This window comes from Streptomyces sp. Rer75 (genome assembly GCF_013414305.1).
In the GTDB taxonomy this organism is placed as follows: domain Bacteria; phylum Actinomycetota; class Actinomycetes; order Streptomycetales; family Streptomycetaceae; genus Streptomyces; species Streptomyces himastatinicus.
The window spans coordinates 2150372-2175635 of record NZ_CP058693.1; the positions used below are offsets into that span (position 1 = coordinate 2150372).

General features: G+C 69.4%; 22 protein-coding genes, 2 pseudogenes and 1 CRISPR repeat array (1 of these 25 only partly in view). Of the genes and pseudogenes, 13 read left to right on the forward strand and 11 right to left on the reverse strand.

Going from position 1 to position 25264, the window contains the following annotated elements; genetic code table 11:
* A CRISPR array of direct repeats spans nt 1–71; the repeat unit is 23 nt; unit sequence CGGAACACCCCCACGCCGGTGGG (it extends 80 nt beyond the left edge of the window).
* Between the two features lie 32 nt (nt 72–103).
* Nucleotides 104–1216 carry an integrase core domain-containing protein gene (locus HYQ63_RS08760; RefSeq protein WP_123107482.1) on the reverse strand — a complete coding sequence of 371 codons (1113 nt, stop codon included), beginning with the start codon at nt 1214–1216 and terminating at the stop codon, nt 104–106.
* Between the two features lie 304 nt (nt 1217–1520).
* Between HYQ63_RS08760 and HYQ63_RS08765 the strand changes: the two genes are divergently transcribed.
* Nucleotides 1521–1694 carry a hypothetical protein gene (locus HYQ63_RS08765; RefSeq protein WP_179933306.1) on the forward strand — a complete coding sequence of 58 codons (174 nt, stop codon included), beginning with the start codon at nt 1521–1523 and terminating at the stop codon, nt 1692–1694.
* 241 nt (nt 1695–1935) lie between these two features.
* Nucleotides 1936–2745 carry a tyrosine recombinase XerC gene (gene xerC / locus HYQ63_RS08770; RefSeq protein WP_179933307.1) on the forward strand — a complete coding sequence of 270 codons (810 nt, stop codon included), beginning with the start codon at nt 1936–1938 and terminating at the stop codon, nt 2743–2745.
* Nucleotides 2746–2759: 14 nt separating this feature from the next.
* On the opposite strand, the pseudogene HYQ63_RS08775 reads toward xerC, so the two are convergent.
* A pseudogene (locus tag HYQ63_RS08775) lies at nt 2760–3850 on the reverse strand (integrase core domain-containing protein).
* 97 nt (nt 3851–3947) lie between these two features.
* On the opposite strand from HYQ63_RS08775, the gene HYQ63_RS08780 reads away from it, so the two are divergent.
* Together HYQ63_RS08780 and HYQ63_RS08785 are read left to right on the forward strand one after the other, a co-directional pair.
* Nucleotides 3948–4391 carry a transposase gene (locus tag HYQ63_RS08780; RefSeq protein WP_257231746.1) on the forward strand — a complete coding sequence of 148 codons (444 nt, stop codon included), beginning with the start codon at nt 3948–3950 and terminating at the stop codon, nt 4389–4391.
* Nucleotides 4388–4681, forward strand: a complete 294-nt coding sequence (locus tag HYQ63_RS08785; protein ID WP_257231747.1) for a hypothetical protein — start codon at nt 4388–4390, stop codon at nt 4679–4681. Before HYQ63_RS08780 ends, HYQ63_RS08785 begins: the two co-directional genes overlap by 4 nt.
* A gap of 13 nt (nt 4682–4694) precedes the next feature.
* Here the strand turns inward: HYQ63_RS08785 and HYQ63_RS08790 are convergent, their stop codons facing one another.
* Both HYQ63_RS08790 and HYQ63_RS45945 read right to left on the reverse strand, forming a co-directional pair.
* Nucleotides 4695–5021 carry a hypothetical protein gene (locus HYQ63_RS08790; RefSeq protein ID WP_179933308.1) on the reverse strand — a complete coding sequence of 109 codons (327 nt, stop codon included), beginning with the start codon at nt 5019–5021 and terminating at the stop codon, nt 4695–4697.
* Nucleotides 5022–5118: 97 nt separating this feature from the next.
* The gene (locus HYQ63_RS45945; protein WP_373689045.1) at nt 5119–5229 is read right to left on the reverse strand and encodes an ATP-binding protein; all 111 of its coding nucleotides are present in this window, start codon (nt 5227–5229) and stop codon (nt 5119–5121) included.
* A gap of 440 nt (nt 5230–5669) precedes the next feature.
* Here HYQ63_RS45945 and HYQ63_RS08800 point away from each other — a divergent pair.
* The 4 genes and pseudogenes from HYQ63_RS08800 to HYQ63_RS08815 all read left to right on the forward strand — a co-directional run bounded on the left by HYQ63_RS08800 (nt 5670) and on the right by HYQ63_RS08815 (nt 10084).
* Nucleotides 5670–6759: pseudogene (locus HYQ63_RS08800) on the forward strand (integrase core domain-containing protein).
* Nucleotides 6756–7100, forward strand: coding sequence for an HNH endonuclease domain-containing protein (locus HYQ63_RS08805; protein WP_257231749.1), 345 nt, complete (start codon nt 6756–6758; stop codon nt 7098–7100). Before HYQ63_RS08800 ends, HYQ63_RS08805 begins: the two are co-directional and overlap by 4 nt.
* A 1253-nt stretch (nt 7101–8353) precedes the next feature.
* A complete protein-coding gene (locus tag HYQ63_RS08810; protein ID WP_159043313.1) occupies nt 8354–9247 on the forward strand; it encodes a VOC family protein in 894 nt (297 codons plus the stop codon).
* 60 nt (nt 9248–9307) lie between these two features.
* A complete protein-coding gene (locus tag HYQ63_RS08815; protein WP_257231750.1) occupies nt 9308–10084 on the forward strand; it encodes an SDR family oxidoreductase in 777 nt (258 codons plus the stop codon).
* Nucleotides 10085–10092: 8 nt separating this feature from the next.
* On the opposite strand, the gene mdlC is transcribed toward HYQ63_RS08815, so the two are convergent.
* The 7 genes from mdlC to HYQ63_RS08850 are packed head-to-tail and all read right to left on the reverse strand — an operon-like array spanning nt 10093 to nt 17606.
* A complete protein-coding gene (mdlC, locus tag HYQ63_RS08820) occupies nt 10093–11772 on the reverse strand; it encodes a benzoylformate decarboxylase (protein WP_218929557.1) in 1680 nt (559 codons plus the stop codon).
* Nucleotides 11769–14156 (reverse strand): xanthine dehydrogenase family protein molybdopterin-binding subunit, encoded by a 2388-nt coding sequence (locus tag HYQ63_RS08825; protein ID WP_179933309.1) that lies wholly within the window; start codon nt 14154–14156, stop codon nt 11769–11771. Before HYQ63_RS08825 ends, mdlC begins: the two co-directional genes overlap by 4 nt.
* Nucleotides 14153–14617 (reverse strand): (2Fe-2S)-binding protein, encoded by a 465-nt coding sequence (locus HYQ63_RS08830; protein ID WP_179933310.1) that lies wholly within the window; start codon nt 14615–14617, stop codon nt 14153–14155. Before HYQ63_RS08830 ends, HYQ63_RS08825 begins: the two co-directional genes overlap by 4 nt.
* A complete protein-coding gene (locus HYQ63_RS08835; RefSeq protein WP_179933311.1) occupies nt 14614–15474 on the reverse strand; it encodes a xanthine dehydrogenase family protein subunit M in 861 nt (286 codons plus the stop codon). Before HYQ63_RS08835 ends, HYQ63_RS08830 begins: the two co-directional genes overlap by 4 nt.
* Nucleotides 15471–15674, reverse strand: a complete 204-nt coding sequence (locus HYQ63_RS08840; RefSeq protein ID WP_179933312.1) for a hypothetical protein — start codon at nt 15672–15674, stop codon at nt 15471–15473. The genes HYQ63_RS08835 and HYQ63_RS08840 overlap by 4 nt, the downstream gene beginning before the upstream one ends.
* 25 nt (nt 15675–15699) lie before the next feature.
* On the reverse strand, nt 15700–16287 hold the full coding sequence (locus HYQ63_RS08845) for an aromatic-ring-hydroxylating dioxygenase subunit beta (RefSeq protein ID WP_179933313.1): 588 nt from the start codon (nt 16285–16287) through the stop codon (nt 15700–15702).
* Nucleotides 16284–17606: an aromatic ring-hydroxylating dioxygenase subunit alpha gene (locus tag HYQ63_RS08850; RefSeq protein ID WP_179933314.1), complete on the reverse strand. Its 1323-nt coding sequence runs from the start codon at nt 17604–17606 to the stop codon at nt 16284–16286. The genes HYQ63_RS08845 and HYQ63_RS08850 overlap by 4 nt, the downstream gene beginning before the upstream one ends.
* A gap of 816 nt (nt 17607–18422) precedes the next feature.
* Here HYQ63_RS08850 and HYQ63_RS08855 point away from each other — a divergent pair.
* The 5 genes from HYQ63_RS08855 (at nt 18423) to HYQ63_RS08875 (ending at nt 25229) form a co-directional block, all read left to right on the forward strand.
* Nucleotides 18423–19673, forward strand: coding sequence for a cytochrome P450 (locus tag HYQ63_RS08855; protein WP_179933315.1), 1251 nt, complete (start codon nt 18423–18425; stop codon nt 19671–19673).
* A gap of 93 nt (nt 19674–19766) precedes the next feature.
* Nucleotides 19767–21188: an aldehyde dehydrogenase family protein gene (locus HYQ63_RS08860; protein WP_179933316.1), complete on the forward strand. Its 1422-nt coding sequence runs from the start codon at nt 19767–19769 to the stop codon at nt 21186–21188.
* A gap of 18 nt (nt 21189–21206) precedes the next feature.
* Nucleotides 21207–22583, forward strand: a complete 1377-nt coding sequence (locus tag HYQ63_RS08865) for an MFS transporter (RefSeq protein WP_179933317.1) — start codon at nt 21207–21209, stop codon at nt 22581–22583.
* A 151-nt stretch (nt 22584–22734) separates the two neighbouring features.
* A complete protein-coding gene (locus HYQ63_RS08870; RefSeq protein WP_179933318.1) occupies nt 22735–24336 on the forward strand; it encodes an ABC-F family ATP-binding cassette domain-containing protein in 1602 nt (533 codons plus the stop codon).
* Between the two features lie 110 nt (nt 24337–24446).
* Complete coding sequence (locus HYQ63_RS08875; protein WP_179933319.1) at nt 24447–25229, forward strand: SDR family NAD(P)-dependent oxidoreductase; 783 nt, start codon at nt 24447–24449, stop codon at nt 25227–25229.
* Nucleotides 25230–25264: the final 35 nt, after the last annotated feature.

Below are 25264 nucleotides of genomic sequence, written 5' to 3' on the forward strand. Positions count from 1 at the left end.
TGGGGACCACGTCGCCGCCTTCACCTTCGTCTCGACGGGGGGCGGAACACCCCCACGCCGGTGGGGACCACTCGTTCAGGCCTGAAGGGTGTCAATATTCCGATCAGGCTGCTGAGCTGGGCGTTTCCTGTGGATGGTGAGGCGGTCGGTGTGGCGTGGTGTGGTACTCGTTGAGCAGTCCGCCGAGTACTTGCTTGCGCCTGACCGTGGCGGCGGGCAGGGGGATGATGTTCGGGTCGTCATCTGGGGCTCGTAGGTTGAGGCTGCGGTGAGCTCGTCCAGTGTTGTAGTGCTCGGCGTACCTGGTGAGGACCGTACGTAGGTGTCGTTCGCCGGTGATGAGGAGGCGGTCGGTGCATTCTGCGCGGGCTGTGCGTATCCATCGTTCGGCGAACGCGTTGGACCGTGGGCTTTGCGGCGTGGTTGGGATGACGGCTGTGCCGTTGCTGGCGAAGACGGCGTCGAACGCGGAGGTGAACTTGCTGTCCCGGTCCCGGATGAGGAACCGGAAGCACCCAGTTCTGTCCTCAAGATCCATGAGCAGGTTGCGGGCGAGTTGCGTGACCCACCCGCCGGTCGGGTGGGCGGTGACGCCCAGGACGTGAACGCGCCGGGTGTCAATCTCCATAACGAAGAAGACGTAAAGACGCTTGAGGAAGACGGTGTCCACGTGCATGAAGTCACAGGCGAGCAGCGTGTGGGCCTGGGAGCGGAGGAAAGTACGCCAGATCTGCCGAGATGCTCGCTGCGGTGCGGGTGGCAGGCCGGAACGGCGCAGGACGCGCCGGATGGTGGCGGCGGCGATCCGATGACCGAGCCGTCGCAGTTCACCCTGGATCCTGACGTACCCCCAGGTCGGGTTCTCTGTCGCCAGGCGCTGGATGAGCACGACTATCTCTTCCGCCAGCGGTGGCCGACCGGGTCCGACTGCCGTCTGGCGCCACTTCCAGCGCACCAGACGACGGTGCCAGGTCAGCAGGGTGCCCGGGGTGACCAGCCGATTGCGACGTAGGACGGGTGGCAGGTACCGGGCGAGAGCAGAGAGCACGGCACGGTCAGCCCACGAGAGCCGCGGCCGCTTGACCTGCCGGCGCAGCACAGCGACCTCGTGGCGGAGAGCAAGGATCTCAGCGTTGTTCGCCACGGTCGATCGCCCCAGCACAAGGAGGCAGCCCAGGAGACGGCAGAAGATCAGGTAGAGCAATCGCAGACCCACGATCAGAGATCATGCCCATACTTGGACGATCCCAAAGCACCAGGTCAACCACCGTACGGCAATAAAGACACCCTTCACGGGTGAGCTGTGCCCAGAGTACGTCCAGGTTCTGCTGCCCGACCCTAGTATCCGAGATGACTCCTGGCTTGACCGGCGCTCACGTGATGTGTGCCGGTTCGATCCCGGCTTCACCCCAGAGCTGCTGAGGAGCCAGGTCAGGACGAACATGGCCTACTTGATCCATGTCGCCAGCACACAACGCAACTTCGCGCTCCACAGCTTCAACCTGCCCAACACTTGCCGCGTGATCGCAACCGACCGCGCTGCCTACATCACCTTCTACAGCAACTCCGCCCACGGAAGGAACTCCCCGTGCCTGTACGCCCGGGCGCCCGGACTTCTGTACTCCATCGCCTGCCAGCAGTTCGACGCAGCCTGGACGGATAGCTCACCCGCACTTCCGGCGCCCCAGCCCTGACGTCACCCCGGCAAGCACCCAGCCTCCACAGCTCACGCCAGAGCAACCAGGTTCGTCATCTTCGGGGCAGGCACCGCCCGACCCTCCAAAGGGGTCGCTGCTGGCCAGCGTTCATGATGGTATTCCTGTGATGGCGAGGTGATGGCAGTCGCCCTTGCTACGCCATGATCAGCCATCTGTTACGCCGGGCACCGGCGACTCCACGGTGGAGTCACGCACTCCCCCACCGGAGGTGAACACAGTGACTTCTCCATCGCCCGAACGCGGCCGCCTGTATCGGCGTTGCGGCTGCCGTCGTCCCGACGGTCGGCAGTACGGCGCCAGCTGCCCCCAACTTAATGATGGCTCGAGGCACGGGTCGTGGGCCTTTGCCGTCGATCTTCCCTCCGCCGACGGCAAGCGCCGTCCGCTCTGCCGCAGCGGATTCGCCACCCGGAAGGCCGCCGAGACAGCACTCGAGCGCGCGCTGGAATCGGAGCGCACCGGCCTGGAGTGCAGCCACGACGTCACCCTCGCGGCCTTTCTGGCCGAGTGGCTGCGCATCAAGGAGAAGACGCTCAAGCCGACCACGTTCGCCCGCTACCGCGACCACGTGCACGCGGACCTCATTCCGTCCTTCGGCCAGCTGGCACTTACCGACCTGCGGGCCCGGCATACCACCGCCTGGAGCGAGGCCGAGCTCGCCCGCGGCCGCGGCTATACCGCCGTCTACCGGAGCGGTGCCACCTTCTCCAGCGCCCTTGGCCACGCCGTACGCACCCGGCTGATCCCCGCCAACCCGTACGTGCTGCTCCCCCGTCCGGTCGCCCCGGAGCGGATCTGCTGGAACCCCACCCAGGCCGCAGCCTTCCTGCGGCACAACCACGCCCACTATCGCGACCAGATCGCCGACCTGTTCGAACTGCTGCTGGGCACCGGCATGCGGCGCGGCGAGGGCCTTGGGCTGCACTGGACGGATGTACATCTGGCCGAGCGGATGTTGCTGGTGCGCTGGAGCCTGACAGCGGTGAACAACAACCGCCTCTACCTCGGACACTGCGGGTGCCGATAAATCATCCGTGCAGTTCACGCCGCGTGCTGGTATTCGTGGAGGGTTCCGCCGAGTCGGTCTTGTCTGTGGACTGCCAGGTGGGCGAGTTGGGCTTGTTGGGTGATGGGCGTGGGTAGCGGGCGGCATGGGGCCGCCTGCTCCAGGGCCCTGTGCGGGCGGTGCTCGTTATAGAACGATTCGTACTCGCGCAGGGCGTGGAGAAGGTGGCTCTGGTTCCAGATCAAGGTCCGGTCCAGCAGCTCCCTGCGGCAGGTCTGTATCCAGCGCTCCACGAGTGAGTTCATCCGCGGTATCCGAATGCCGGTGGTGACGACCTTGAGACCGGCATCGATCATGAGGGCGTCGAAGGCGGCTGTGAACTTCGAGTCGCGGTCGCGGATCAGGAACTGTGCCCTGCTGCCAGCATCTTCGAGGTCAATGAGGAGGTTGCGTCCGAGCTGCACGATCCAGTCCCCGGTGGGGTGTGCCGTGGCGCCGAGGACCCTGATACGACGGGTGGTGTGCTCGATGACGGCGAAGACGTACAGGCGCGCCCCCGTCAGCGTGCGGACTTCGAAAGATCGCAGGCGAGAAGAGCCTTGGCCTGGCTGCGGAGAAAGTCGGCCCAGGTGGTGCTCTGCCGTTCGGGTGCGGGTGGGATGCCGTGCTCGCGGAGGATCTCCCAGACGGTGGAGGCGGCGACCTTGATCCCCAGCGCTGCGAGTTCGCCGTGGATCCGGCGATACCCCCACGAGGCATTCTCCCTGGCCAGGCGCAGGACCATGGAGCGGATTGACCGTAGTGTGCGCGGGCGTCCGCGTCGCCTGGGTACGCAGGTTGCGGCATGGCGCCGCCTGAGCAGTTCGCGATGCCAGTGCAAGATGGTCTCGGGGCGGACCAGCAGCAGAAGGTGCCGCAGTCTGTCTTTGGGGAGGTGGTGGAGCAGGCCGGCGAGGATGGCACGGTCGCTGTCGGTGAAGCTCGGCTTGCCGACCTGACGCTGCAGGACAAGCAGTTGGTGCCGGAGGACGAGGATCTCGATGTCCTTGTCTCGGTCGCTCATCGGCAGGAGGCGTAGGAACGCCAGGGCGTTGGTCGTGGCGAGGTAGGCCAGGCGCAGCAGCACGACAGATCATGATGCCGCCCCGGCCCTTGCGGGTGAAGGCACTTGGGCGAATGTCGAGGAGACCGAAGATCCGTGATCAGGCTCCCGACCTGCGTGGATGATTTATCGGCACCCGCAGGTGCAGCAGGCGCGGAATCTCACCGCCGCCCTGGGCATACGCATCGAGTCCCTGCACTTCTTGTTACGCGACCGCGATGGCAAGTACGGCGAAGCGTTCGACGCCGTCTTTGCAGCCGAGGAGATGGACATCCTCACAAGTGCGCCGCTGGCTCCCCGCATGAACGCACACTGCGAACGCGTCATCGGCAGCATCCGACGCGAAGCCCTCGACCACGTCCTCATCATGAACGAGGCCCACGCCCGCCACGCCCTCGCAGCCTACGAACAGCACTACAACGAACACCAACCCCACCAGGCCCGCAACCAGCTACCACCCGACGCCCACGAACAACCCACCGCGGCGCATGGCCTCAGCACCGGCGTAGTCCTACGCACCCGGATCCTCGGCGGCCGCATCAACCAGTACAGATACGCGGCATGACATGCAGCGATGACTTTTCGAGCGGGCACACGGTGTCCGCGGCACTGGCCGGATACGTCAGTCGTACGTTCGTGAAGTCGCAGGAGGTGGCATCCTCCCACCTGCGGGCCTACTTTGATCAGCCGCTGGAATTCTCCCGCTACCTGGCCGCTGAGCGACTGATCGAAGACGCGAAACCGAGACAGGAGCAGCGCGCCGAGGTGTTGACCGCATTGGTGCAGGCCATGGTCGCCGGGCCTGCTGCGCCGTTGCCGCCGACGGACGTCAACGGCCAGCAGCCCCGAGCCTGACTCAGACGTTGTATCAGTTGGTGGGCACTGGGCCAGATTCCGTCGTGAGGACAGCCAAGCGGCGGCGCCGTTGGTAGGACTGGATCTCATCCGGCTGGACCAGTAGCAGCGCTACCCGGTCGAGATCGCTGAGGCAGCCGCGCAAGATCCGTTGACGATCCGCATCAAGGGAACCGCCTCTGTTTTGCCAGGTCGACACGCATCCAGCGATGTCCGCATCGAGCATCACCAGGTCGATGCCCGCCAGCTCCACACCGCGCAATGCCGCGGGACACTGCGCGGCCACCTGCTCTTCCCAGAGCTCGCCGACAATTACCGATGCTTCATCCGATCTGTCCATGGCCACATCCTCTAGCACGCTTCTATCAGCGACGTGTGAATCGTGACCCAGTTCCGACGGGCCAAAAGTGATCCCCCACTGCGTCAGTTGATGTTGGTCATTCCCCGGTGTTAGCCGCGGGAACCCGTCCGAGGCCGCGGCCGCGCATGCGATAGCTGTCGCCCTTCAACGAGACCACCTCGGCATGGTGGACGAGGCGGTCGATCACCGCGGCGGCGACGGTGTCGTCGCCGAAGACCTCTCCCCAGCATCCAGTTGGTCACGATCACCGAGGCTCGTTCGTAGCAGCCCGAGATGAACTGGAAGAACAGGTTCGCGGCCACGGGTTCGAAGGGGATGTAACCCAAGTCGCAGACCCACAATCAAAGGATCGTGCCCACACGCAGACGGCCGCAAAGCCCCAGGTCAACCACCGTACGGCAATAAAGACACCCTTCAGGGGGGTTCACGCGATGGAGTGCCGGTCGATCAATGCGGCCACGACAGACCGAATGCAGGGCGGCAGCCCGGCGGAGAATATGCGCTCCCCGGCCGCGGCAGCCTTGTAGGGGCCAAAAACCTCATCCGATCTGGTCATGACGGGCGAGCGCTGCGGTGGACCCACCGACCTCGTTGCCGACCCAGCCTCTCCCCCACCAGCATGGTGGAGTGCCGCTGCGACTGCTCTACCTGACCTTGACGAACGTGTTCACCTTGATACGGCTCCTGCCGCGGAATGAGCACGACAAAGACGCCGAGATCCTGGCCCTACGCCACCAACTCACCGTGCTGCAGCGACAGACCGACAAACCGAAGCTCACCTGGCCAGACCGCGCGCTGCTGGCCGCTCTGCTCCGCCCCCTTCCCCGGATACATCTTCGCCCTACCGCTGATCGTCACTCCCGACACGGTGCTGCGCTGGCACCGTGACCTGCTGCGCCGCCGCCACGCGAAGGCATCCCGCCCCAAGCGCCCGGGACGACCTCGCACGGTTCGTTCCATCCGCGCCCTGGTGTTACGGCTGGCACGAGAAAATTCCAGCTGGGGCTACCGGCGTATCCACGGCGAACTCGCCTCCCTCGGCATCAAGGTCGCCGCCGGTACCGTGTGGAACATCCTCAAGGAGCACGGCATAGAACCAGCGCCCGAACGCGACCACACCACCTGGGCGACTTTCCTGCGCTCCCGGGCCCAAGCCATCCTCGCCGCCGACTTCTTCAAGACCAAGACTCTCAATGGAGCGACGCTCTACGTCCTCGCGGTGATCGAGCACGCCACCCGCCGCGTGCGGATCCTCGGCGCGACGGCACATCCCACCGCCACCTGGGTCACCCAGCTCGCCCGCAACATGGCCATGGATCTCCAAGACGCAGGCACCAAAGTGAAGTTCTTGATCCGGGACCGGGACGTTCGATACCCGACATCCTTCGACACTGTCCTACAAGCCGAGGGTATCGCGGTCGTCCAGACCGGCGTCCGGATGCCGCGCATGAACGCGATCACGGAGCGTTGGGTGCGGTCATGCCGAACCGAACTCCTCGACCGCACCCTCATCTGGAACCAGCGCCATCTCCTCCACGCACTGCGCGAGTACGAGGCGTTCTACAACGAGCACAGACCTCACCGCACTCTCGCAAGCGCCGCACCACTCCACCCCCTACCCGAACCGATCACCGTCCCCGACCAACTCACCCATCTCCACGTCCATCGACGCGATCGCCTCAGCGGCCTCCTGCACGAGTACCGACATGCTGCGTGACCAGCACGGACGTAGTTCTTGGCACCTACACCGCTGTCGACCACGTCTTCCCCTACTCCCTGATGCGGCGCTTCGGCGGCGTATCAGGCTGGGACGGACCGGACTTGGATCTCATCTGGAACCTCGCGCCCGCACACCAAGCGTGCAACAGCGCGAAGAGCGACCGGCTCCCCACCCCCGAAGAACTCCACCGGCTCGCTCAGCGCAACGAGGCGATCATGCACTCACCCCACCCGCTCAGGAAAACCCTCCAGCTCAGCTTCCGCAGCATGCGGCACAGCGCCAACCCACCGGAGCACTGGCCGCACTTCCTGCGCCAGGTCCAAATCGCCTGCGATTGAGCACCGCCAGCGCCCGTCAAACCAACCCACGGGTCAGATGCCGCCCAGGCTGTCCGGCTTCCCGTGCCACTCAGGCCGGATACATCAACGACAAGAGCACCGCACTCGAGCGATACGCAGGTAAGCAGTGGTCGTCGACCACCACGCCAAGCGCTCACACCAGCGGGGACCTCATCTTCGCTCGCTTGGCACACTTTTTCTTCCGGCCCGGCCTCCGCAAAGAGTCTCCCTACGGCGCTCCAAAGCCGGATACAGCGCTCACGCCCTGGGAGTGCCCTATCTGCCGGCAGACGCCAAGGGGCTTTGCCGCGCCTTGACGCAGGCTGTCCATGGCGACCAGGACACCCGCGCGCTAGCTGCCTGCGGGAACTGGCCCGGAGAGACCACCGGTGGTCCACCCCACCCCTGTCGCATGGGGAGCCCGATGCCGATGCCCCACCCCCAGAAACGGGGGCGCTCCGACACGACTCCCAGTCAAGCTCCGTACGACGCCGTACACGGAAGCGGTCAAGTGGCACATGGATCAGCTTCGACGCGGTGCATCGCGACCCACCGAACAACGCAACTACCCAGGTTTCGAACCTATGAGACCGCTACCAAGCACCCGACACCTGACCAGGGCGGATGTAATATTCGGCACCCACAGTCGCCCTCCTGCAGCTCGTTCTGGGTGGCGCAGGGCAGGGCGACGTCGCCGGGGACGTCCCACAGTCCGGTGCCCGCCACGTACTCGGCGGCATCCTGCACGAGTACCGACATACTGCGCGACCAGTACGGACGTATTTCTTGGCGCCTACAACGCTGCTGTTCGCGCGGCATGAGCGGTCTGCTCCTTCCTGCGCACCCGGCGAGCGGTGACACGATGTCGAGGAGCGGCAGCGTGGCCGTTGCGGCTTCGGTCTCGGTCTCGATATGCACCAGACGCCGACGGATGCGTTGAAGTCGGAGCGACTTCTCCGGCTTCCGGTTGACGCCCTGCCAGGTGCGCCCGAGCAGCCGGGGACGTCGGTCCGGAGATGCTGACGACCGCGACCAGGTCCGCTCAAGCCGCCTCGTCCGCCGCCGCGCCCGGAACGAAAGGCACCGGGAAAACCTCAATGGCCCGCGGTAACCGATAGCGAAGCAAGAGGCCGACGAAAAGGCTGAATTAGGGTAGTTCTTTCCGAGCCGAGCAGCAGTATCGTACTGGTGGAAGCCGTTGAAGCGGAACTGCATCAGCCGGGGGGACCCCTTTGATTACCCATGTCCGGAGCGTGGCGCTCGGTGTACCCGACCTCTCCGCCGCGCGCGAGTTCTTCCAGAAGCACTGGAAATTGGACCTCGTCGATACGGACTCGGACCGGGTGTTTCTCGGAGCCGGGTGCCAGGAGAACCAAGTGCTGCGGTTACGGGCCACCGCCGAGCCCCGGGTCGATCTGCTGTGCCTGGCCGCGGCCACCGACGCGGATGTGGACGCGATCGCCGGGCGAGTGGCGGCACACCCGCTCGGCCGCCTCGTTAGCGAGCCTGCCACCTGTGATGATGTGGGTGGCGGTTACCGGTTCCGGTTCCTTGACTGCGAGGGGCGCACGGTCGAGGTGTCGTCCCGGGTGGCCGCGCGGGCGTTCCGGTCCGTCGAACCGGGCGAGGGCAGGCCGACCGGGATCAGCCACGTGGTGCTCAATACGTCTGATCTGCGGACCGCGCTGGCCTTCTACCAATCGATATTCGACCTCAAGGTGAGCGACTGGGTGGAGGACATCATGGTATTCCTCCGATCCGGTACGGCCCACCACATGCTCGCGTTCACCCGCGCACCGCACACGTCGCTGAACCACGTCGCCTTCGAATTACGCGGGATCGATGAATTCATGCGAGCAACCGGTGCCATGGTCAGGAAGGGGTACTCACCGCTGTGGGGGCCAGGCCGGCACGGGGTCGGTGCGAATACTTTCACGTATTTCCAGGAACCCGTATCGAGATTCGTCGCCGAATACACCACGGGGATGCTGCGGATCGACCCCGACCACGAGTGGACTCCCCGCGTCTATCCGGGCAACGCGCAGACCAGTGACACCTGGGGGGTGGCATCGCCGCGTGACGACGCGGTGTCGGCGAACCTCCTGGGCTGCCCGGACACGGGATTGTGGCAGCCGCCGCCGGTGTGACCGGGAGGGGGGACCGGGGAACGAGGAGTGAGGGAGGGCGAGATGGGAGGAGACAGCCGCATGGGAGGCGAAGGTGGACGGCGGATGGAGCGGGAGCCGGTTGCCGTGGTGACGGGTGGTACCTCCGGAATCGGCCGTGCCGTCGTGGCCGACCTGGCCGCACACGGCTACCGGGTTGTCGTGCTCGACCGCGACGCTCCCGTGGACGGCGACTCGGACAGGGTGCGGTGGGTTGTCGGCGACGTACGCGACCCCGATGCGAACGACCGCGTGGTGGACGCCGCGTTGGGCCGCTTCGGAGGGCTGGACCTGTTCGTCGGGAACGCGGGGGTTCACGACGGCGGGGTCGGGGTGCGCGACGTCGGCGGCGCCGAGCTGGCCGAAGTGGCCCGGTATGTGCTCGACGTAAACGTCGTCGGCTACCTGCTCGGGGCACGGGCTGCCGCCAGGAGCCTCGCCGACAGTGAGGGATCGATGGTCTTCACCCTGTCCGACGCCTCCTTCCTCGTGCGTGGCAACGGCGCGGGCATCGTGTACGCCGCCGCCAAGCACGCGGCGCTGGGGGTGGTGCGCCACCTGGCCGCCGACCTGGCGCCCGCCGTCCGGGTCAACGCCGTGGCCCCGGGTGGGATCGTGACCGGGCTGCGCACGGTGGACGGTCGGCAGGTCTACGCTGACCCTGACGAGATCACGGCGACGGTGCGGGCGTTCAACCCGCTGGGCGTGATGCCGCGCGCCGAGCAGGTCGCCCCGCTCTACCGATTCCTGGCGTCCCCCGCGGCAGCGGGCATGACCGGTGAGGTGCTGCGGCCCGATGGCGGCCTGACCGTGCGGTAGGGCGTGGCTCACCCGTTCACCACCACGTCGAGCACGTGGGGGCCGGTGGCGGTGAGCGCGGTCCTCAGCGCGGGCACCAGTTCGGCCGGGTCGACGACGCGTGTGCCCGCGCACCCCTGGGCGGTGGCGAGTGCGGCGAAGTTCAGCCCGTCGAGCGTCGTGCCCACCGGTTTGCCCATGCCCAACCGTTCAGCGAAGCCCTCCACCGTGGCGTAACGGCGGTTGTTCACCACGATGACGGCGATCGGGAGACGCAGCCGGGCCGCCGACCACAGCGCTTGGATGGCGTACATGGCGGAGCCGTCGCCCACCAGGGCGACCACGCGGGTCCCCGGCCTGCCCAGCGCCATGCCGACCGCTGCGGGAAGTCCGTGTCCCAGCGCGCCGCTCGCGGTCGTGTAGAAGGTTTCGGGCCCCAGGTTGGGCAGGTACTGGCACATCACGGGCCGGGTTCCGGGGGCCTCCTCGACCACGACGCAGCCCACGGGCCGTTCCTCCGCAAGGGCGTGCATCAAGTGAGCCTGGGAGATCCGGTCGGCGGAGGGCACGGGCGGCTTTACGGGCTGCCGGGCGGGCGGCGGTGTGCGCGGCCGCCTCGGCGGGTGGGCGCCAAGCATGCGCAGCGCGGGCGCCAGCCCGGTGATGACAGCGGTTCCGCTCGGGCACCAGGACGCCTGCTCGGGGTCGTCGGTGAGCAGGTAGAGGTCGGCCCCGGGCGGGAGGTGCGGGCCGGTTCCCGGCACGTGGTAGGTGAACACCGGCGCACCCACCGACAGCACGAGGTCGTGGCCGGTCAGCTCGCGCACGATGGCCTCGCGCACCGGCGGCAGGAAGCCGGCGAACAGCGGGTGCAGTTCGGGGAAGGCGCAGCGGTGGGACATCGGTTCCGCCCAGACCGGCGCCTGGTGTGCCTCGGCCAGCGCCACCAGGTCGGGTACGGCCCTCTCGCGGTCGACCCCGGCCCCCGCGATGAGGACGGGCGACTCCGCGCGCGCCAGCGCCTGGCCGACGCGGGCGAGCAGGCCGGGGTCCGCGGCCACGGTGGTGCTGGTCACCCTGGCCGTGACGGGTGGTTCGGCGGGGTGGTCCCAGTCGTCGCTCGGGACGGACACGAGCACGGGCCCCGCGGGCGGAGCGGTCGCGAGGTGCCGGGCGCGGGCGATGGCCGACGGCACGTCCTGGGCGCGGGCGGGCTCGCGACTGAGCTTGACGTACGGGCGGGGCAGCGTGGCCGGGTCCTCCGACAGCAGGTACGGGTGGCCCTCCAGCAGCGAGCGCGCCTGCTGGCCGGCGACGACCACCAGCGGCGTCCGGTTGCGGCGAGCGGTGAACAGCGCGCCCATCGCGTGGCCCACCCCGGCCGCCGAGTGCAGGTTGACCAGCACGGGACGGTGGGTGGCCTGCGCGTACCCGTCGGCCATCGCCACCACCACCGATTCCTGAAGGCCCAGCACGTACCGGAAGTCGTCGGGAAAGTCGCGCAGCATGGGGAGCTCCAGCGACCCGGGGTTGCCGAAGACGGTGGTCATGCCCTCCGCGCGCAGCAGGTCGAACACCGCCTCGCGCACTGTTGTGGTCATGGGGAGCTCCAGCGACCCGGGGTTGCCGAAGACGGTGGTCATGCCCTCCGCGCGCAGCAGGTCGAACACCGCCTCGCGCACTGTTGTGGTCTCGCCGGAGTGTGTCATCGGACGTCGCCTTCCGCCGTGATGCCCGCTGCTCGGAGCGCCGCGCGGACGCGCGACGGAGTCAGGGGGAGCGAGGTGAGGGTGTGTGCGATCTCCGGAACCGCGGCGGCGACCGCGCAGGTGACCGCCGCGGGCGGCAGGATGGTGCCGCCCTCGCCGAGGCCCTTGAACCCGCCGGGGATCGCTGTGCTGGGAGTGCAGGTGTGCTCGATGACGAGGTCTTCGGGAATGTCCTGGGCCGCGGGGATGGCGTACTCGCGGAAGGACCGGGTGACGGGGATGCCCTCGGTGTCGGCCCCGGACTCCTCGGTGAGGGCCTGTCCCAGTCCCTGGGCGATCCCCCCGGCAATCTGTCCGTGCGCGATCAGGGGGTTGACCAGCACGCCGCTGTCATGAACGGCCCAGTAGCCGGTCACCGTGACGCGCCCGGTGCCGACATCGACCGTGACCTCGGCTGCGTGCGCGCCATGGGCGAAGGTGAGCTGCGGGGGGTCGAAGTCCACCGCCTCTTCCAGCTGTATCCGGTCGGTGCTCTTCCTGGTCCCCCATCCCCGGTAGCCGCGGTGGGCGACCTCGCGCCAGGTGATCCGCGCGCCGTCGGTACCGTGGAAGGCCGCGTCCGGGGACGAGGGGGTCGCATGGGGGGCGATCCGCTGGGTCACCCGGTCGGGATCGGTGCCCAGGAACCCGGCAGCCAGTGTTCTCATCCGGTCGGCGAGCCGCCGAGCGGCGATGAGCAGTGCGCCGCCCGCGAGTGTCAGCGCCCGGCTGGCCTGGGCGGACAGGTCGGAGTGCGGGGCGGTGTCGGTGTCTCCGAGTTCGACCCGCACCCAGTCGAGGGGTACGCCCAGCCCCTCGGCTGCGATCTGGGCCAGGCTGGTCTCGATGCCCTGGCCGACCGCGATCACCCCGGAGTAGGCGGTGACGGTCCCGTCGTGGTTGATCCGCAGCCGCACTCCCTCCCAGCCGCTCCACGCGATCCCGAACGCTTCGAGCAGGGCCGAGGGCGCGAACGCGCTGATCTCCACTGCGGCCACGATGGCGGTGGCCCGGCGCACCCACGGCGGGTCCGAGGGGGGCGGGCGCTCGGCCAGGGCGGCGGCACGGCGCAGTGCGGCACCGTAGTCGCCGCTGTCGTAGGTGAGTCCGGTGTGCGTGGTGTGCGGCAGCTCCTCCGGCCGGATCAGGTTGCGCAGCCTCAACTCAAGTGCGGGAAGGCCGAGTTCGCGGGCCGCTTCGTCGATGAGCCGTTCGCGGATGAACGCCGCTTCCTGCATGCCGTACCCGCGGTAGGCGCCGGTGGGGACGCGGGTGGTGTACACCCCGGTGACGGTGCCCGCAGCGGCGTCCACGTGGTACGGGCCCTGGAGGGTCAGGGCGGTCACCTGGTGCGGTCCGCTGCCCGCCTGGGTCGCGTACGCACCCAGGTCCGCGAGGATGTGCGCGTCGAACGCGAGGAACCGGCCCTCGGAGCCGACGGCGAGGCGAGCGGTGGTCCGCTGGCCCCGCCCCTGGTAGGCGCCGGTGAAGTTCTCCGTGCGCGACTCCACCCAGCGCACCGCGGCGCCCAGCGCGACCGCGGCCGCGCACACCATCGCCTCGTCCGGGTAGAGCAGGACCTTGCTGCCGAACGACCCGCCCACGTCGGGCGCGATGACGCGCACCCGGTCCGCGCGCATCCCCAGCACGGCGCAGAGGTCCTGACGCATGGAGTGCGGGGACTGGCTGCTGGCGTGCACGGTGAGCAGTCCGGTGCCCGGGTCGTACTCGGCCAGCACACCGCGCGGCTCCAGAGGGGAGTGGTTCACCCTCGGCAGGGTGAACTCGCGTTCCACGACCAGTTCCGCTCGTGAGAAAGCCGCGGCGATGTCCTCCTCCGGGGAGCCGAAGCGAATGCTCCCGGCCTCGTTGCCGACGGCGCCCGGCACGATGAGCGGCGCTTGCCCGGACAGCGCGTCGGCGATGGTGGCTGCCGGAGGCAGGGGATCGAGGTCGAGCCGTACGGCTTCGGCCAGGTCCTCGGCCGCGGTCGGCGTGTCCGCGACGACGATGCCCAGTGGCTGCCCGGCGTAGCGAGCGGTGTGCGTGGCGACGGGGATGTGGTCCTCCGGCTGGCCGGGCAACCGCCAGACGGTGGGGATCGGCGCCGTGCGCTCGGCGAGGTCGTCGGGGCCCAGCACGAGTGCGCAGCGCGGGTCGTTCCTGGCGGCGGTGGCGTCGAAGCCGACGACCCGAGCGTGCGCGAGCGGGCTTCGCACCAGCGTCGCGTACAGCACTCCCGCCGCGCGCAGGTCGGCGAGGAAGCGGCCGTGCCCGCGCACCAGCCGGTCGTGGTGGTGGGGCGGAACGGGCCGTCCGATGTGTTGGTGCCGCGTCCCGCTCATCGGTCGGTCCCCCGGTCACCGGAGATCCTGCGCAGCGCGGCGCGGATGCCGCCGTAGCCGGTGCACCGGCACAAGTGCCCGGCCAGCACGTCCTCTTCGCTGCCGCCGCGGTCGGCGGCGTGGGCCATCCGCACCACCAAGCCGGGGGTGCAGAATCCGCACTGGAGGCCGTGCTCCTCGATGAGGGCGCGTTGCGCCCTCGTCAGGTCACCGCTGTCGGCGACGCCCTCCACCGTGCTGACCTCCCGGCCGTCGGCCTGCACCGCGAGGACGAGGCAGGAGCAGACCGACTCCCCGTCGAGCAGCACGACGCAGGCGCCGCAGTCCCCGGTACCGCAGCCGACGTGCGTGCCGGTCAGCCGCAGCGCGGTCCGCAGGTGTTCGGCCAGTGTGGTGTGGTTCCAGGCGTCCTCGGTGCGCACGACCCCGTTGACCCGTACCGTGACCGTCCGGACGCTCATCGTCCCTCCCGGCCGGCCCGCGCCAACAGCGCTCGCAGGAGCAGCACACCGGCCACCTCGGCCCGGTACTCCTGGTCCTCGTGTCCAGGGCCTCGGGCCGCCTCCCGTGCCACCGAGGCGACCAGCTCCGGGTGCGGTCCGGCGACGGGGCGGCCCGCCAGTCCGGCCTCGACGCCGGGCAGCCGGGCGGGGACGGGCCCGCATCCGGCCACCACCACGCGTGCGGTCCGGACGAGACCGTCGGCGACCTGGAGCCCCAGGCACACGCCGACGACGGGGTACCCGGTGCTGCCGCGCGTGCACAGCTCGCTGAATTCGTACCCGAGCTCGCCGGAGCGGGGGAGAACGACCTCGGTCAGCACCTCGTCCGGCGCCCGGACAGTGGTTCCCGCGCCGGTGGCGAATCGAGCGGCGGGAACGGACCGCGCACCGCGCACCGACCGCAGTACCACGTCGGCGCCGAGAGCGACCGCGACCGCGGGCAGTTCGGCGGCCGGGGCCGCATGGCACAACGAACCGCCCAGCGTGGCACGCACGCGGATGTGCGGGTGGGCCACCGAGGCGGCGGCGGCGGCCAACACGGGCAGCGCGGTGGCCAGTTCCGCGTGCTGCTCCAGATCACGCAGCCTGGTCATCGCGCCGATCCTGACGCGGTCGGGACCCACGTCGATCCCCGCGAGCCCGGATATCCCGTTCAGGTCCACGACCACGTCCGGGCGTACCTCCCGGCGGGTCAGCAGGGGGACCAGGCTCTGCCCCCCGGCCAGCGGTGTCACCGTCAGCCCCGGGGTGTGAAGCGCGCGCAACGCGTCGTCGAGAGTCGTGGGCGCGGTGTAGTCGAACGCGACGGCCGTCATGTGGGCGCCCCCTCCTGTACGGCGGCGCGCACCACGGCGGTGACCGCCGAGGGAGTCAGGGCGCACAACGCGTCCAGGACCGAGGCGTCGAGCAGCGCACGGCGTCCCGTGCGCTCGGACACCAGCATCAGCCGCCGGCCGTTGCCGGTCGGGTGCAGCAGGACGTCGACCGATGCCGACTCGCACGAGACCCTGCACAACAGTACATCCTCCCGGTGTTCGCCTTCAGAAGATGACGGAGAGCTGTTCATGGGTGGCGACCTCCACGTCTAGCAGGACACACCTGCGCAGCAGCAACCAGCGCCCGTGGTGTTCGCGGAGCAGGTCCCGGCGCGCGGCGCTGATGAGTACGGTGTGCTCGGCCCCCCGGTTACTGGTGACCAGGAGGTTGGCGTCGGCCCGCACCACGTCGGCGGCGGGTGCGTCGAACACCCGCACCGAGCCGATGAAGTGACGCGTGGTGGTGGCGGGCCGGTCCGACCACGCCGGGAGCAGTCCGACACGGCCGAACTTCAGCTCGAGCACCCGCTTGGAGGCCTCGAACAGCACGGCGGACCGGCTGTGCCGGGGCAGCGCGGGGTCCTCCCGCAGCAGCGGCACCGGGATCTCGTAGCGGAAGGCGGAGTCGAGCATGTCCAGCCAGCGCTGGTGCTCGCCCTCGTCCAGCGCGGCGCTCTCCTCCGTGAGCACGGCGGTGATCTCCGCGTCGAGGCCGGTGAGCCGTGGGCCGCGGTCGGGAAACGGGCCTCGGGCCAGCTCCTCGGGGCGGGCGGCGAACCGCGTCGGCGGGTGCGGGTCGGGCTGGTCGATCACGGCAGTTCCCCCATCAACGTCGACCAACGCCGGTAGAAGGCCCGCTGGTTGTGCTCGCTGAGGGAGGCGACCTCGGCCGGTGCCGGCCCCGGGAATCCCCGGGCCGGGATGGACCGGCCGACGCCGAGGGTCAGGTCCACGGGCCCTCCCCGTCCCGGTGCCAAGCGGGCGAGGGCGGCATCGATCCGGGCGAAGTTCTCGAAGTCGTCCATCTCGAACAGGATTCCACCCGCGGACTGGGTACGCGCTTGAAAACGGTAGGAGCGGCGCCGCCACTCCGGGTCCATCGCGGTGGGCACGAGCGTCCAGTACAGGCACTCGGTCTCGCGGGCACTGACCGGCACGTGGGCGCGGACGACCAGGTAGCGGGTCAGCGGATCGGCGTCCTCGCCCACAGCGCGGTCGTGCGCGACGGTGAGGAACACGGTGTTGGGGAACACCACCCCGTGCGCGACCTCGCAGTGCGAGGTGAACCGCACCTGTTCCGGGGTCTGCGCCGCGGCCAGTTCGGCCCACCGCTCGGGCGGGTAGCCGGGGAACTGCGGGGCGGTGAGGTCCCTGTCGTCGATGGAGCGCCCACTCTCGACGACGTAGCCCGCGCGCACGCTGTGCCCGGTCGGGGTGGCGATGTTGACCGCGACGAGGTCGGTTCCCGCGCGCCCCCGGGTGCCGTCGGCCAGGGTGTCGCCATAGATCCCCTGGTCGAGCGCGATCTGGTGAGTGGTCCGCATGTGGTATCCGTCGCCCGCGAAGTTGTCCGTGGGAATCTTCCAGTTGCCCTTGGCGCGCACGCGCTGCGGGGGGCCGCAGACCTCCCACTCCCCTGCCCCGCAGTCGAGGATGGCGTCGAGGTACCAGGCGATCTCGCCGAGGTAGTCCTCCAGGGTGGGGGCTTCGGGGTCCCAGGTGGCGAAGAGGAACCCGCGTCGGCACGCCACGCGCGCAGTGGGCAGGCCGTGACGGGTGTGGTCGAAGTCCGGTGGGTACCCCGACCGGAGCGCGGGCACGCCGACCAGCCTGCCGTCGTTGGCGAAGGTCCAGCCGTGGTAGCTGCACCGAAGGTGTGCGGTGTTGCCCAGGCTCGCACGGCACAGGCGGGTGCCCCGGTGAGTGCATGAATTGTGCAGCGCGCGTACTTCGCCGTCTTCTCCGCGGACGACGACGACCTCGTCCCGGCCGAGCACGCGCAGGACGTAATCGCCCGGCTCGGGCACCTCGTCGGCGAATCCGAGAAGCTGCCAGGAAGGGTAGAAAACGCGGTCGTATTCAGTATCGAGAATGTCGCTGTCAATAAATGCCCGGCGACCGATTGCACGCACGAAAGCATCAACTCCGAACGGCATGCATCCCTCCCGGAGGGCATTTCGCGACAGGGTGAACCGCGCATCATGCAGCGAGGGTCGCCCGTTCCGGAAAGCGGATCGCGTAACGCCGCGAGGGCCAGGACAAGAAGGAGGACAAAGGGGACGTACGAACGCGAGCCCCGTCAGGCAGTCGCGTCGTAGGTCACTACCGGATGAGGACTCCGGGTCCCGCCAGACGACGGAGTGCCACTCACCGGAAAGCCATGCTAAATGCGGCGACTTGAGCACGCAAGGGCCGGTCCCCAGGGCCGTGTGCCACCCGTACCGTCCTCCCCGGCGTGCCTCCGCTCCCGCCTGGCGGCCGGGCCTTCATGTCCTTTTCCCCGGTCGCGAGGGGTGTCCGCGGTGGGTGCGGGTGTACCCGGGCGGCAGGTCTGCCGCGTCGGGCCGCCGACTGCGCGGGAAGGGGCAACCGTCTCAACTGAGCCAGGTGCACCGGCCGTTTGTTGGCGCTATCCGGCCGCTTTTCCTTCCCTTGGCACCTCCCGCCACGGGTCTTTCGGCCTTGTCGGCGCGCATCTCCGGCCCCTGCCCCCGTCCCGTGAGGCGGCGTCTGTTGGCCTGTCGAAGCTGACCGAAAAACAACTGCAATTCCGCCTGGAATCCAGAAACGGAAGACGGAATCCCATCGCCTTGAATCGCGGAAGAAACATATATTACGGTGACACTACGAGAGCCACGGATTCATGCCCCGGCTCCGAGCCCCCGGTGACAACTCCGGCGCTATCGGATGCCCAGTGCCCTCCCACCGACCTCTTGGGAGTCCTTGCTGTGTCACTCGACCTGACAGTCATCGATGACTTCTCCCACAACAACTTCCAGTACATCGAGGACCCATTCTCCTTCTACGCGCTGATGCGCGAGCGCAGCCCGGCCCACATGTCCGGAACGATCTTCGGTGGCACCTGGCTGATGTTCCGGTACGCCGACTGTGTGCGTCTGATGAAGGACGAGCGGCTGTCCAACGCGCGCTCGGCGGTCCCGCTGCGGTTCCTCCCGCCCGAGCAGCGCGAGGAGTTCGCGGACATGCTCGACATCTACGGCCGCTGGCTGGCGTTCCACGACGGCAAGGAGCACACCCGCAACCGCCGACAGGCCAACCGGGGCTACGTGCCGTTCACCGACGAGTACCTCGAGCCGCGCATCCAGGGGATCGTCGACGGACTGCTCGACCGGGTCGACCCCGCCGGGTTCGACCTCATATCGGATTTCGCCTTCCCACTGCCCGCGATGGTGATCGCCGATGTGCTCGGCGTCCCCGTCGAAGCACACGCCGACCTCAACCGCTGGACGGATGACATCGCGCATCTGTTCGGCTCGACCTCGGTTTCGGTGGAGCACCTGCGCCGGACCAGGAGGAGCACCCGGCAACTCGCCGACTTCCTGGCGTCCGAGGACAACGCGCGCCGCTCGCGCGCCGCGGGCGGGTTGCTGCACCACTTACGGGAGATCGAGGTACACGGGCACCGCTTCTCCGAGCGCGACGTGATCGCGCAGGCGGCGTTGCTGCTGTTCGCGGGCGTGGCGTCCATCCGGTATCTCATCGGCAACAGCGTGCGCGCCCTCGCCGCCGTCTCCGCCCCCGAGCGGGATCTGCTGCTGCATCCGGGCACCGTGGGTCCCGCGGTCGAAGAACTGCTGCGTGTGTGCACACCGGTCTCGTTCGTCGGACGGGTCGCGGGTGAGGACTTCGAGTACACCGCTTCCGACGGGACCGTCGTCCCGCTACGCAAGGGGCGGCCCCTGCTGCTGTACGTGGCCTCGGCCAACCGCGACCCCGACGTCTTCGACCGCCCGGACGAGCTGGTCCTCGACCGTCCGCTGCCCAACCGGCACCTCACCTTCGGCATCGGTCGGCACCTCTGCTTCGGCGACCCGCTCGTGCGTCAGACGACACGGATCGCGCTGAGCGCCCTGTACCGCAGGTGGCCGGCCCTGCACGTGCCGCCCCAGGAGACCAACTGGAACAACAACCTCGGCTTCCACGGCTTCACGTCGCTCTGGGTCACCGGCGGCCACTGAGCACCGGACCGGCCCGGTCGCCACGCTCGTCCGACACCAGCCGCAGATCCCCACCCACAACGGACTCCTCGGAGCCGACAGGAGAACACCACCGTGACAGCACCCACCGTTCGCAACGTCGTCAACGGCAAGCGGGCCGACCCGGTCCCGGGCACCGAACACATCGAGGTGCTCGACCCGTGCACCGGCGAAGCGCACTTACGCGTACCCCGCACCGGAGGGGAAGACGTCGATCGCGCCATGCGCGCGGCGGCGTCGGCCTTCGCGGAGTGGTCGCGGACCACACCCGGCGACCGCCAGTCCGCGCTGCTGGAGCTGGCCGACGCCGTCGCCGGGCAGGCCGTCGAGTTCGGCGAGGCGGAGCTGAGGGACACCGGAAGCCGGGACGCCGCGGGCGAGATCCGCGGGATCGTCGACGAACTGCGCTTCTTCGCCGGTGCCGCGCGGCTGCTCGACGGTGTGGCGGGTGGCGAGTACGCACCGGAGCACACCTCCTATACCCGGCGCGAACCGGTGGGAGTGTGCGCGCAACTCGCCCCGTGGAACTTTCCACTGCTGATGGCGGTGTTGAAGGCGGCTCCGGCGATAGCCGCCGGGAACACCGTCGTGCTCAAGCCCGCGCACACCACCCCTTCGTCGGCGCTCATGCTGGCCGACCTCGCCACGCGAATCCTGCCGCCCGGCGTGCTCAACGTGGTCTGCGGCGGCCCGGCGACGGGGCGCCTCATGGTCGAGCACCCCGTGCCCGCCGCGGTCTCGCTGACCGGGTCGGTGGCGGCCGGTGTGGACGTGGCCACCCGCGCCGCCGCCACGCTCAAACGCACCCACCTCGAACTGGGCGGCAAGACCCCGGTCCTGGTGTGCGCCGACGCCGACATCTCCAACGCCGCGCGGACCATCGTCACCGGGGCCGTCACCAACGCGGGGCAGGACTGCACAGCCGCCAGCCGGGTCCTGGTGGCCGACGCGGCGCAGGCGCCGCTGCTCGAGGCGCTCGTGGCGGAGGCCTCGACACGGCGCCCCGGTCCGCCCTCGGAACCCGGCAGCGCGTACGGGCCGCTGAACAACCCCGAGCAACTGGCGCGCGTGCGGGGGTGCATCGACGCGCTGCCGCCGCACGCACGAGTGGTCACGGGTGGCCACGAGGTGGGTGACCGCGGCTTCTTCTACGCCCCCACCGTCATCGACGGAGTGCGCGGGGACGACGACATCACCCGTACGGAGATCTTCGGCCCCGTGATCACCATCGAGCGCTGCACCGACGAAGCGGACGCGCTCCGACGGGCCAACTCCTCACCGTACGGCCTCGCTTCCGCCGTCTGGACCACCGATCACCAACGGGCGATGCGGCTTTCGGCGGAGCTGGCCTACGGCACCGTATGGGTCAACACCCATCTCCAGTTCCCATCGGAACTGCCGCACGGCGGCTTCCGTCAGTCAGGGCATGGCAAGGATCTGTCACGATACGGTTTCGAGGCGTACACGCGGATCAAGCAAGTGACGCATCGCCTTTAGCAGTTGGGTGAGGAGATCGTGGCACGTACCCCTGGCGTTTTCGCGCCGCAGTGGCGGCTCACCAGCATCGGCATCGCCGTGTCCATCAGCCTGTTCGCGTTCGAGGGGCTGGCGGTCGCGACCGCAATGCCCTCGGCGGTGCGCGAGCTGCGCGGACTCGCCTTCTTCGGCTGGGCCTACAGCGCCTTCTTGGTCATGAACCTGGTGGGCCTCGGCGCGGCGGGCCAGTGGTGCGACCGCGTCGGTCCGCGCAAACCGCTGCTCACCGGCATCGCCGTGTTCACCGTCGGACTGCTGGTGGCGGGAACCGCAGTGAACATGGCGCTCTTCGTCCTCGGCAGGAGTGCGCAGGGGATCGGCGTCGGGCTGGCCTCGACCGCGGTGTTCAAGATCGTGGCCACCGCCTACCCGCCGGAACTGCGCCCCCGGGCACTGGCCATCATCTCCGCGGCCTACGTCGTGCCGGCGCTGGTCGGGCCGATCCTCTCGGGCACGATCACCGCGCACGCCGGGTGGCGCTGGGTGTTCCTCGGCCTGGTGCCACTGGCACTGGCCTGTGGGGGAGCGCTGCTCCCCGCCCTGCGCAGGTCGGCCGCGCCCGGTGGCGCCCCGGCGGGCGGATTCCGCAAACCCCTGTTCGCGCTGCTCGCCGGGTGTGGAGTCGTCGTGCTCCAGTCGGGGGGCAACGCCGTCGTCGCCGGGCGGACGCCGCTGGCCGTGCTCCTGCTGGGGGTGGGTCTGCCGGCGCTGGTGGCGGGGCTGCGGGAACTGCTGCCCCGGGGGGCGACACGACTGCGCAGGGGAGTGCCCGCCGTGATCGCGGTGCGTGGCCTGCTGGCGGGGGCGTTCTACGCCGTGGAGTCCGTCGTGCCGCTGACCCTCGCCACGCTCCACGGCTTCGGGACCGCGGCCGCGGGCCTGCCCCTGCTCGCGGGATCCATCGGCTGGTGGGCCGGGGCCCAGGCGCAGGGCCGGATCACCAGGATGACGAGGCCGTCGCTGCTTCGGTGCGGTCTCATCGCCCTGGCGTGCTGCTTCGTGGGCATGGCCGCCCTGTGCCTGGACGGGGCTCCGGGGTGGCCGGTGTACCTGCTGTGGATCGTGGGCGGTCTGGGCATGGGGGTGTCCGTTCCCACCACCGGCGTACTCATCCTCGAACAGTCCGCCGAGGACGAGACGGGAGCGAACTCGTCTGCGCTGCAGATCAGCGACGTGACCGCGGCCGGACTGGGCACGAGTGGGGCCGGGATACTCGTCGGCGCCACCGCGGCGGGGCACCTGGGGTTCGGCCTCGGGATGGGGATGCTCGGCCTGGTGGCCGCGGCCGTCTGCGCCGCCGCGGCGGTGGGCGCCCCGCGCACCGCGCCCGCGCGGGAGAGTGCCGCCGTGGGCTGAGCCGCACGGGCCCCGTGCGCACCAGGAATCGGCTGGCACGTCTCGTCAGGAGGTTGCTAGCATGACGCGCATGTCGACTCCGCGTGTTTCCTAGCGACCCATCCCGCCTCAAGGGACAGGTCTGCCTTCAGGAAGCCACGGAGAGTATGCATTGATTACAGTTTGTCATGTGGATGTGCGTGTCGGTGCACGTCTGCTGCTGTCGGACGTCGACTTCCACATCTCCCCCGGTGACCGGGTCGCCCTCGTCGGGCGCAACGGAGCGGGCAAGACGACGCTCATGCGCACGATGGCGGGTGAACTGCGGCCCGCCGCCGGGACCATCAAGGCGACCGGACCGGTCGGGTACCTCGCACAGGACCCGCGCGGAGCCGACCAGGACCAGACGGTCATGGACCGGGTCCTGGCCGCCCGCGGCCTGGACCGCGTCATGGCTACGCTGCGCGCCGCGGAGACCGCCATGGCCGAAGCCCGGTCCGACACCGAGCGGGACCGGGCCATGCGCGCCTACACCAGGGCGCAGGACGAGTTCGATGTCCTGGGGGGATACGCGGCCGAGGCCGGCGCCGCACAGGTGACCGCGGGTGTCGGGCTGCCCGACCGGGTACTGACGCAGCGGCTCGGCGACCTGTCCGGCGGGCAGCGCCGGCGGGTGGAGTTGGCGAGGATCCTCTTCGCCGAGCAGGACACGCTGCTGCTCGACGAACCGACCAACCACCTCGACGCGGACTCCATCGCCTGGCTGCGCACCTTCCTGTCGGGGTTCCCCGGCGGCCTCCTGATGATCAGTCACGACATTGATCTGATCGCGGCCGTGGCGAACCGGGTCGTCCACGTCGACGCCGAACGGCTCGCGATCGAGGTGTACAACACCGGTTGGCGGCGCTACCAGGCCGACCGTGAGGCCGCCGAGCGCAGGAGAGCCAGGGAGCGTACCAACGCCGAACGCAAGGCGGCGGCGCTGCGCGCGCAGGCGGAGAAGATGCGCTCACATGTGGCGACAGCGGTGGCCGCGCGGAACATGGTCCGGCGTGCGGACACCATGCTGCGGGAACTGGAGCCGGCACGCAGGGCCGAACGCGTGGCCCGGGTGCGGCTGCCCACCCCGGAACCCTGCGGGCGCATCCCACTGGCGGCGGTCGGCTTGAGCAAGTCGTACGGCGAGCACACGGTCTTCGACGGGATCGACCTGGCCGTCGACCGGGGCAGCCGCCTGGTCGTACTGGGGCTCAACGGTGCGGGCAAGACCACGCTGTTGCGCGTCCTGGCAGGTGAGGAGCGGCCCGACCGGGGACGGGTGGTGCCGGGACACAACCTGCGTGTGGGGTACTTCGCCCAGGAGCACGACACGCTCGATCCCGCCGCGACGGTGTTCCGGACGCTGTCGTCCGCGGCCCCGGGGCTGGCCGACGGCGAGGTGCGACAGGTGCTGGGCGCGTTCCTGTTCCGAGGCGACGACGCCGACAAGCCCACCGGTGTGCTCTCCGGCGGTGAGAAGACCCGGCTGGCGCTGGCGTGTCTCATCCACTCCGGCGCGAACGTACTGCTGCTCGACGAACCCACGAACAATTTGGACCCGGTCTCCCGCGACGAGGTCCTGGCCGCCGTGGGCGACTATCCCGGCGCGGTCGTCATGGTCACCCACGACCGCGGCGCGGTGGAGGCGCTGCGCCCCGACCGGGTCCTCTTCCTCCCCGACGGAGAGGAAGACCTGTGGAGCGAGGCATACGCCGACCTGATCTCCCTGGCCTGACCCCGGACACCGGCGCGCCGCCCGGTCCGTGAGGACCGGGCCCCTTCCGGCAGAACACCATACGGCCATACCCGGTCCTTGCGGACCGGTCGATTCGCTGAGGGAGCACCATGCTCGACCTGAAAGGCCGCACAGCGCTGGTCACCGGTTCCTCGCGCGGGATCGGCCGCGGCATCGCCGAGCGGCTGGCGGCGGACGGCGCCCGTGTGGCCGTCCACTACGGACACGACGAACGGGCTGCCCAGGAGACCGTGGCGCACATCCGCGAACGCGGCGGAGAAGCGTTCGCCGTCGGTGCCGACCTGTCGACGGTCGCCGGGGTGGACGGCCTGCTGGCCGAGACGGGCTCCCGGTTCGCCGACGGCGGCCGGGACAGACTCGACGTGCTGGTCAACAACGCGGGCTTCAGCACGACGTTCTTCGAGGCCACCACACCCGAGATCTTCGACAGGCTGTTCGCGGTGAACGCCCGGGCGCCGTTCTTCCTGGTGCAGCGCGCGCTGCCGCTGCTCGCCGACGGCAGCAGGGTGGTGTCGGTGTCCTCCGCGGCGGTGCGGGTGGCGGTGGCGGACGTGGCGTACACGATGGCCAAGGCCGCGGTGGTGGCCATGAACCGGACCCTGGCGCACCTGCTGGGCGAGCGTGGCATCACGGTGAACACCGTGGCCCCCGGTGCCGTGGACACTGACCTGACCGCGGCCGAGCGGCGGGAGCAGCCGGAAACCAGGCAGGTCATCATCGACATGACCGCGCTCGGCCGGATCGGCACCCCCGCCGATGTCGCCGATGTCGTGGCGTTCCTCGCCTCGGATGACGCGAAGTGGGTCACCGGACAGCTCATCGAGGTCAGCGGTGGCCTGTTCCTGGGGCTTCCCCCGGGTCTCGCACACTGACCGCGTCCGCCAACGACGGAGGGGAGGAGCCCGTG